Raw genomic sequence first — 7,465 nt, 5'->3', positions numbered from 1 at the left:
GCCGGGAGCCGGTCGACCAGTACCACCAGGGCCGGGCCGTGGCCCGCTACCGGCGGGACGGGCCGGGAACATACCCGGGTTGGGGCGGGGTCCACCGGTACCACCAGGACGTGGGGGCATCTGGCCCGGCCCCGGCCGACCACCCGTGCCACCAGGGCGTGGGGGCATCTGGCCCGGCGACGGCCGACCACCGGTACCACCGGGGCGCGGGCCGCCCGAGCCGGCCGGACGCGGACCGCCCGGGCGTGGGCCTGCCTGCCGAGGCGGCGGGCCGGCCGGTGCCCCATTGGGCGCGCCAGGGGCCGACGGCTGCGACCGGGCCTGCGAACTCTGCGTCGTATAAGGGTTGTTACCAGGGCCGGCCGGACGTGGACCAGGCCGCGGACCAGGGGTGGGACGACCGGACGGGCCCTTCGCCTGCGGGCTCTGCCCGGGTGCGCCCTGTACCGACGAGGCCTGCGTCGACGAGTCCTGAGCGGGCGAGCTCTGCGTGCCGACGGCGGGCGACGGCCGCGCGGGACCACCCGGGCGTGGCCGTGCGGGCTGCGTGGCCGGAGCCGGGCCGGACCCGGCGGTCGGGATGGTTTCCTGTGCTGATGCGGCCGCGGGGATGTTCGCCGCCGGCGTGCTCGGTGTTGGCGTGCTCGGTGTCACCGGCGTACCGGGGCGCGGGGGCGAGACGGGACCTGGCCGCGCCGAGCCCGGCGCGACGGCTCCGGCGCCGGGGTCCTGTGGGCGGACTGGCGAACCCGTGGTGGCAGGAGTCCCCGGCCGGCCGGGGAGCCGCGGTCCGGGACGGGGTTGCACCGGTCCGGGTCGAGCTCCGGGCACAGGTCTGGCCGTGTTACCCGGGGTCGCGCCACCGCGCGCGGCCGCTCGCTGTGTTGCCCCGCCTTCGGTGGGGAACGACTCCTTGAGCTTTCGGACGACGGGTGCCTCGACTGTGGACGAAGCCGACTTCACGAACTCGCCGAGATCCTTCAACTTGGCGAGGACGGTCTTACTGTCGACTCCGAGCTCCTTGGCGAGCTCATGTACGCGGGCCTTTCCTGCCACGGTGCTCCTTCGTTCGGCCCGCGGTCCGCCCGCGTGACCCTCGTTACCTGCCGGTCGTGATCATGGCTGCGTGCTCATCGCGCGGTCATCGCTGTCTCGACCTGCTTCCGTGTCGACATCTGGTGATGTCGTCCAATCTTGCATGGGCTTCCCGCCGGTGCGCGAAGCCCAGTCGTTGCCACTACTCCTAGATCCTGCACTACTCGACAAGGTGGGCCTTGACGCGTCCGAGGTCGAGCGGCCCTGGAACGCGCAACGCCCGCGGGAACGCCTTTCGGCGCTCCGCGAGTTCGAAGCATGCCAGGTCGGGATGCAGGTACGCCCCCCGACCTGGCATGCGATGACGAACATCCGGCCTGAGTTCACCGTCAACAGCCACCATACGCACCAAGTCGGACCGCGCCGCCCGGGTACGACACCCTACGCAGGTGCGGATCGGCTCCGCACGGCGCGCCATGACGAGTCTATCCCGTAGCGCCTCGGGAGTGGCCGCCCGCGGCAGGAGATCTGCGGGAGGCCGGCGGCGATGCGGCTCGCCGAGGAATCGACCCGGAGCCTGCTCGCGACAGCGAGTCACCATTGCCTTTCGTGTCCGAACCTTTCGTGTCCGAACCTTCCGTGTCCGAATGGATGTCGATACGCCAGCCGGTGAGGCGTGCGGCCAGCCGGGCGTTCTGCCCCTCTCGGCCGATGGCGAGCGAGAGCTGGTAGTCCGGTACGACCACCCGTGCCGCGCGGGCCACCGGGTCGGTGACCTCGACCCGCGCGACCCTCGCGGGTGACAGCGCGTTGCCGACGAAGGTCGCCGGCTCTGCGGACCAGTCAATGATATCGATCTTCTCGCCGGCGAGCTCCGCCATGACCGCTCGTACCCGCGCGCCCATCGGACCGATGCAGGCGCCCTTCGGGTTGACCCCGACGACGTTTGACCGGACCGCGATCTTGCTACGGTGTCCCGCCTCCCTGGCGATCGCGACAATTTCCACAGTGCCGTCGGCCACCTCCGGCACCTCCAGCCGGAACAGGCCCTTGACCAGCTCCGGGTGGGTTCGCGACAGGGCCACCGTGGGGCCGTGCGCCCCGCGGACGACGCTCACGACATAGCACTTGATGCGATCGCCGTGTTCGAACCGCTCACCGGGAACCTGCTCGGCCGGCGGGAGTACCCCTTCGATGGTGCCGAGGTCCACCAGCACGACCTTGGAGCCGGCCCGCTGCTCATGGTGCTGGACAACCCCGGAGACCACCTCGTGCTCACGATCCGCATACTGCCCATAGGTGATCTCCTGCTGGGCCTCGCGCAGTCGCTGCATGATGACCTGCTTGGCCGTCATCGTCGCGATCCGGCCGAAATCGGCAGGCGTGTCCTCCCACTCCCGCGTCATGCCGTCCGGGGAGGTCTCACGGGCGTAGACAGCGACGTGCCCCGAGGTCCGGTCGATGACCACACGCGCATCGTGCGCCGCGCCGTCGGTGTGCCGGTAGGCCGTCAGCAGCGCGGTCTCGATCGCGGCCACCAGAGTGTCGAAGGAGATGTCCCGCTCGCGCTCGATCCCACGCAGTGCCGCCACGTCGAGCTTCATCGCTCCGCCTCCGCGTCCTCGTCCTCGTCGATTGCGCGGAATTCCACCTGCACAGCAGCCCGAACGACGTCGGCGAAGGATATCCGCACCGCCTCGCCGCCCGCGGTGCGCCGGCCGTCGACCGCGAGTTCGACAAAATCCGGCCCGCTGGTATGTACCCGCCCGAGGATCTGACGGCCGTCGCGGGTCTGCACCGACACCAGACGCCCCCTGGCGCGCCGCCAGTGCCGTGGCGCCACCAACGGTCGGTCCACCCCGGGAGAGGTCACTTCCAGCACGTAGGGACCTGCAACCGGCGAGCCCCTGCCGGCCGCGGCTGTGCCGGCCGCAGCTGTGTCAGCGGCGGCTGTGTCAGCGGCGTCGAGGACGGCCGCGACGACCCGGCTGGCAGCCGCGACAGCATCGAGATCAACGCCGCCGTCGCGGTCCACCACCACCCGGACCACGCTGCGGGAACCGGCCCGTGTGATGCCGACCTCCTCCAGGTCGAACCCATCAGCCGCAAGCTCCGGCGTGAGCAGGTCCACCAGCTCGGCATGAACCGACCGCCGCCGGTCGCCCACGCCCTGATGTCGCGCCTCGGCGCGGCGTCGCCCGCCACCGGCATCCGTATGCGCCACGGCGTCGCCCACGTCGACCCGCTCCTCTCTTGCGCCACGCATCGACGTGACGTCCTCCGGAGATCCTGAGCCTACGTCCGTTACGGCACGACTCTCACTCGACCCAAACGTCGTCCCCACCCTGGTACTGGCATCACGGCGCTGCCGTCCCTGTGACAAACTGCTGGGCCGTGAGCACGATGATTCCAGGACAGATGATTCGTGGGCAGGGATCCTCCCGGCGGTTCGTGCTCGGCGCGCTGCCCCTGGTCGCCGCCACCCTCGCCGGGTGCAGTTGGACGCGGTCGGTACCCGGCCCGGTCACCACCCCGGATGCACGCACCACCGACGACGTCCTGCGCGCATCCGCCACCCAGGCCGAACAACGCCTACTCGCCGCTTATGACAGCGCGATCCTCGCGCATCCATCGATCATGGCGATGCTGCGCGTGGTGCGGGCCCACCACGCCGAGCACGCCGACCACCTTGGGTCGGCCGCCACCGGTGCCCCGGCCGCCGGCCCGGCCCCGGCTGCGACCGACAGGGCGGCATCCCAGCAGGCGACGGTTGCCGCGCTCGTCACGCTGGAGCGACAAACCGCGGTTGCTCTGCGTGCGCAGTGCCTGGACGCGTCCGTGTATCTGGCCCCGCTGCTCGCCAGCATCTGCGCCGCCGAGACCGCCCATGTGGACCTACTCGCCCCCCTGTCCAGATGACGGTGACCGCGCAGGCCGCTGACCAGCCAACCGACCTGGACACTGTCCGGGCGCTGTCGGACATGCTGGCCGTGGAGCACGCAGCCGTGTACGCCTGCGCGGCGGCAGGCGGGGCGATGGCTCCGCTCGGATCTGTCGCCACTGCCACCCGCAACCTTGCCCAGACCGCCTACAACGCCCACCGCGAGCTGCGCGACCAACTGGTCGCCGCGATCGCGGACCGCCGTGGCTCCGTGCCCGCGGCCCAGCCCGCCTACCAACTGCCGGTGGCGCCCACCGAACCCAACCGGGCGCTTCTCCTGCTCGCCGAGGTGGAGGACCATGCCGCGGCCGCGGCTTACGACGCGCTTGGCGACCTGGCCGGCAGAACCCGCGCGTTGGTGGTGGATGCCCTGGCGGGAATGGCGGTACGGGGCCAGCAGGCCCGCATTGCGGCCGGCCAGCCGCCCGACCAGGCCACCCGAGCCCTACCTGGCGTATGACCGGGAATCACCTGCTGACAGCCCACCTGTCCAGGACACCAGGTAGACACCCCAACCGGCCGATCACCGCATCGGCCTGGGACCCACCCGCCGGGCCGGATGCTTCCAGCTGCGGACGAAGACCGTCGGAGAGCAGGACGGTCCGCATCCCGACGGCGCGGGCCCCTGCTATGTCACTGGCTGGACGATCACCGACAAACACCGCCGAGCGTGGGTCGCTGACGCCGAGCGAGGCGAGGGCGGCGTGGAAGGCACCTGGATGCGGCTTGGAGAACGGCAGGTCGTTGGTATAGACGCGGGCGTCGAACAGTTCCAGGAGTCCGTCTCGGGCCAGCCACCGCGAGTGCCACGACCGGGGCCAGTGGGTGTTGGTCAGCAGTCCGATCCGAAGCCCGCGAGCCCGCACGAGATGCATCAGCAGCAGCGCCTCAGGGTCACACACCGTGTGCGGAGTCCAGGCGCGCAGGTCATGCCGGGCGGACACCCGGTGCACGGCTCCGCTGACGTCGAGTCCGACCGCCGCCGACACCGCCGCAAGCAGTTCCATGACGGTCCCGCTGCGCCCTGCGCCGCCCTCCGTCGCCCACCACTGCCGTTCCGTGTCTTCCAGTAACCAGGTCAGCTCGGCTGCGTGACCCGGAGCAAGGTCGCGCGCGACAACCCGCCACAGGTCCAGCAGGTCCACATCGTGGAAGGGGGTGAGGGTGCCGCCCCAGTCGAAGACCACCGCCACCGGAACAACGGTCACCGGGCGACCCACGCGTCACTGTCACGACCGAGCTCACAGATCATCGGCGGAAGCTGGCCGCTGGCGACGTCAGCGAGCGTCACCGCCTCGAGAACCCGGCGCAGGCTGACCCGCACGGCGATCCACACATCCTGGAGGTGGCGTGCGGCACCCTCGTACACCGCGTCCTCCGGCCGGCGGCCCCGCACACTCGCCAGCGGACCGTCGGTAGCACGGATCACCATCGCGATGGTGATCTCGTCCGGTGGCCGGCAGAGCCGGTATCCGCCGTCGGCGCCACGCCGACTCACAACCAGGCCGCTGCGACGCAGGTCGGTGAGAATGTTCTCCAGAAACCGCAACGGCAGGTTCTGCGCGGTAGCCAGGCTTTCGCCCTTGACCAGCTCACCGTCGGAGGCGGCCAGGGTCAGCAACGCGCGCAGGGCGTAGTCGGCACGTGCGGAGATCTGCATGCATCCATCTTGCCGGTCATGGTGTCACCCTGCCCCGCACGGGTGTCGGGTCCGCGCGGGTGCGGCCTCTCCCACCGCTCTCCAGCGGCTGCACATCCCAGGCGTCTCTCAGGCGCCTCAGGCGTCCCTCATCGGGCCTGTTCGGGCAGGAGGCCACGACGAGCCCGCATCCGACGGTCCGCGACGTTGAACGCAGCATCCACCAACACCCCGATGATGAAGATCGTCATCATAGAAGCGATCACACCGGTCGCCTCCAGGAACTGGCGGCTGTTCTCCAGATCCGAACCGATGGACGGGTGACCGGGAACGATGACCAGCAGTTCACCGGCCATCAGGCTCCGCCAGGCGAACGCCCAGCCCTGCTTGAGCCCTGCCACCACCGACGGCAGGGCCGCCGGCGCCACCACCAGCCGGTAGAGCTTCAGGCCGTGTGCGCCCATGGTCTGGCCGACCTTGGTCAGCAGCGGGGGGACGTAGTCGATGCCGCTGATGACGCCGTTGGCGATGGATGGGGCCGCGCCGAGCACGACTACGAACAGGATCGCCGACTCGGTGAGTTTGAACAGCAGGATCGCCAGTGGGAACCAGACGATCGAGGGCATCGTCTGCAGCGCCGTGACGAACGAGCCGACCGCGGTCCGCAACAAGACGAACCGCGAGACCGCCAGGCCGACAACGGTCCCGATCAGGACCGCCAGCGCGTACCCGACGAAGGCGCGTTGCATGGTGCGGACGAGCGCCGACCAGAAGTCCCCGGTCATGATCTGATGCGCGAGTTCCGGTAGCACCTCGCTGGGGCCGGGCAGCACGTAGGAGGGCTTCCAATCACTCCACACCACGATCTGCCACAGCAACAGGAAGATCGCGACTGCTCCCAGTTTCGGCCAGGTCGCGGACCACACCCGGGCCGCGAACGGACGTCCAGGCTCGGTGACCGTGTCGAGGGCGTCTAGACCGGCAAGAGTGATATCGGTCCCGTCGGTGGACACCGGCTCATCGATGGACACGGCCCGCGCCTTACGCAACGCGCCGGGCTCAATGGTGGTCTCAGTGACCATGGCGGCCTACCTCCTCCCGCAGGCGTGCGGTGATGGTTGCGGCGAGCACGGCCACATCCGGTGAGTCGATGCGGCGGGGGCGTTCGAGTCCGACGTCGAAGATCTCCGCCACCCGCCCGGGTCGACTCGACAGCAGGACGATGCGGTCGCCGAGCCGCACCGCCTCCCGTACGTCGTGGGTGACGAACAGGACGGTGACCCCGGTCTCCCGCCAGATCCGCTCCAGTTCGTCATGCAGCAGGTCGCGTGTCATCGCGTCCAGCGCCCCAAAGGGCTCGTCCATGCACAAGACGTCGGCCTCCTGCGCGAACGTCCGGGCCAGGCTGACCCGCTGACGCATGCCACCGGACAGTTCGTGCGGACGTTTGTCCGCAAGACCGGCAAGGCGGACCATCGCGAGCAGCTCAGCAACCCGGGCCTGTCGGTCCGCCTTGGGAACACCCCGGATCTTCATCGGCAGGGCAACGTTCCCGCCTGCGGTGAGCCACGGCAGCAGTGCCGAATCCTGAAACATCAGACCGACCCTGCGCCCGCCGACGTCGACCATGCCGGAGCTGGGTCGGTCGATGCCCGCGAGAATGCCCAGCAGCGTCGACTTCCCGCAGCCGGAGGCGCCCAGCAGGCAGACGAACTGACCCGGACGCGCGTCAAAGGAAACGTTGTCAAGCGCCTGGACCCGGTGCGAACCGGACCCGAAGGTCCGGCTCACGCCGTCGATCCGTACCGCACTCGCGTCAACAACAGCGGTCACGAAATCCTCTCCTCCAC

10 protein-coding genes and 1 pseudogene are annotated in these 7,465 nt (G+C 70.1%); 2 read left to right on the top strand and 9 right to left on the bottom strand.

Annotation, left to right across the window (positions count from 1 at the left end):
* From NBW77_RS16015 to rimP, 5 genes and pseudogenes are all read right to left on the bottom strand, one after another.
* Window positions 1-287: hypothetical protein (locus NBW77_RS16015; RefSeq protein WP_250279943.1), on the bottom strand; the 287-nt coding region annotated here is incomplete at its 3' end.
* A 622-nt stretch (window positions 288-909) separates the two neighbouring features.
* Window positions 910-1,056 (bottom strand): annotated as a pseudogene (locus tag NBW77_RS16010) (translation initiation factor IF-2 N-terminal domain-containing protein); the annotation flags it as partial.
* 199 nt (window positions 1,057-1,255) lie between these two features.
* Entirely contained in the window at window positions 1,256-1,513 is a 258-nt protein-coding gene (locus NBW77_RS16005; protein ID WP_165486255.1) for a YlxR family protein, read from the bottom strand.
* A gap of 7 nt (window positions 1,514-1,520) precedes the next feature.
* Window positions 1,521-2,639, bottom strand: coding sequence for a transcription termination factor NusA (gene nusA / locus NBW77_RS16000; RefSeq protein WP_250279942.1), 1,119 nt, complete (start codon window positions 2,637-2,639; stop codon window positions 1,521-1,523).
* Window positions 2,636-3,301 carry a ribosome maturation factor RimP gene (gene rimP, locus NBW77_RS15995; protein ID WP_131747923.1) on the bottom strand — a complete coding sequence of 222 codons (666 nt, stop codon included), beginning with the start codon at window positions 3,299-3,301 and terminating at the stop codon, window positions 2,636-2,638. The genes nusA and rimP overlap by 4 nt, the downstream gene beginning before the upstream one ends.
* Window positions 3,302-3,453: 152 nt before the next feature.
* On the opposite strand from rimP, the gene NBW77_RS15990 reads away from it, so the two are divergent.
* Together NBW77_RS15990 and NBW77_RS15985 are read left to right on the top strand one after the other, a co-directional pair.
* Window positions 3,454-3,954 carry a hypothetical protein gene (locus tag NBW77_RS15990; protein WP_131747925.1) on the top strand — a complete coding sequence of 167 codons (501 nt, stop codon included), beginning with the start codon at window positions 3,454-3,456 and terminating at the stop codon, window positions 3,952-3,954.
* A complete protein-coding gene (locus NBW77_RS15985; RefSeq protein WP_250279941.1) occupies window positions 3,951-4,436 on the top strand; it encodes a DUF4439 domain-containing protein in 486 nt (161 codons plus the stop codon). Before NBW77_RS15990 ends, NBW77_RS15985 begins: the two co-directional genes overlap by 4 nt.
* Before the next feature lie 7 nt (window positions 4,437-4,443).
* Here NBW77_RS15985 and NBW77_RS15980 read toward each other — a convergent pair whose 3' ends face one another.
* From NBW77_RS15980 to NBW77_RS15965, 4 genes are all read right to left on the bottom strand, one after another.
* Complete coding sequence (locus NBW77_RS15980; RefSeq protein WP_242606024.1) at window positions 4,444-5,184, bottom strand: HAD family hydrolase; 741 nt, start codon at window positions 5,182-5,184, stop codon at window positions 4,444-4,446.
* Complete coding sequence (locus tag NBW77_RS15975; protein WP_131747929.1) at window positions 5,181-5,636, bottom strand: RrF2 family transcriptional regulator; 456 nt, start codon at window positions 5,634-5,636, stop codon at window positions 5,181-5,183. Before NBW77_RS15975 ends, NBW77_RS15980 begins: the two co-directional genes overlap by 4 nt.
* A 128-nt stretch (window positions 5,637-5,764) precedes the next feature.
* On the bottom strand, window positions 5,765-6,697 hold the full coding sequence (locus NBW77_RS15970; RefSeq protein WP_131747931.1) for an ABC transporter permease: 933 nt from the start codon (window positions 6,695-6,697) through the stop codon (window positions 5,765-5,767).
* Window positions 6,687-7,448 (bottom strand): ABC transporter ATP-binding protein, encoded by a 762-nt coding sequence (locus NBW77_RS15965; protein WP_131747933.1) that lies wholly within the window; start codon window positions 7,446-7,448, stop codon window positions 6,687-6,689. Before NBW77_RS15965 ends, NBW77_RS15970 begins: the two co-directional genes overlap by 11 nt.
* Window positions 7,449-7,465 lie beyond the last annotated feature (17 nt).

It is taken from the genome of Frankia sp. Cppng1_Ct_nod (assembly GCF_920656135.1).
Lineage (GTDB): Bacteria > Actinomycetota > Actinomycetes > Frankiales > Frankiaceae > Protofrankia > Protofrankia meridionalis.
Note: the sequence above shows the minus strand (reverse complement) of the source record. Positions and strands in the feature narration are given on the sequence as shown.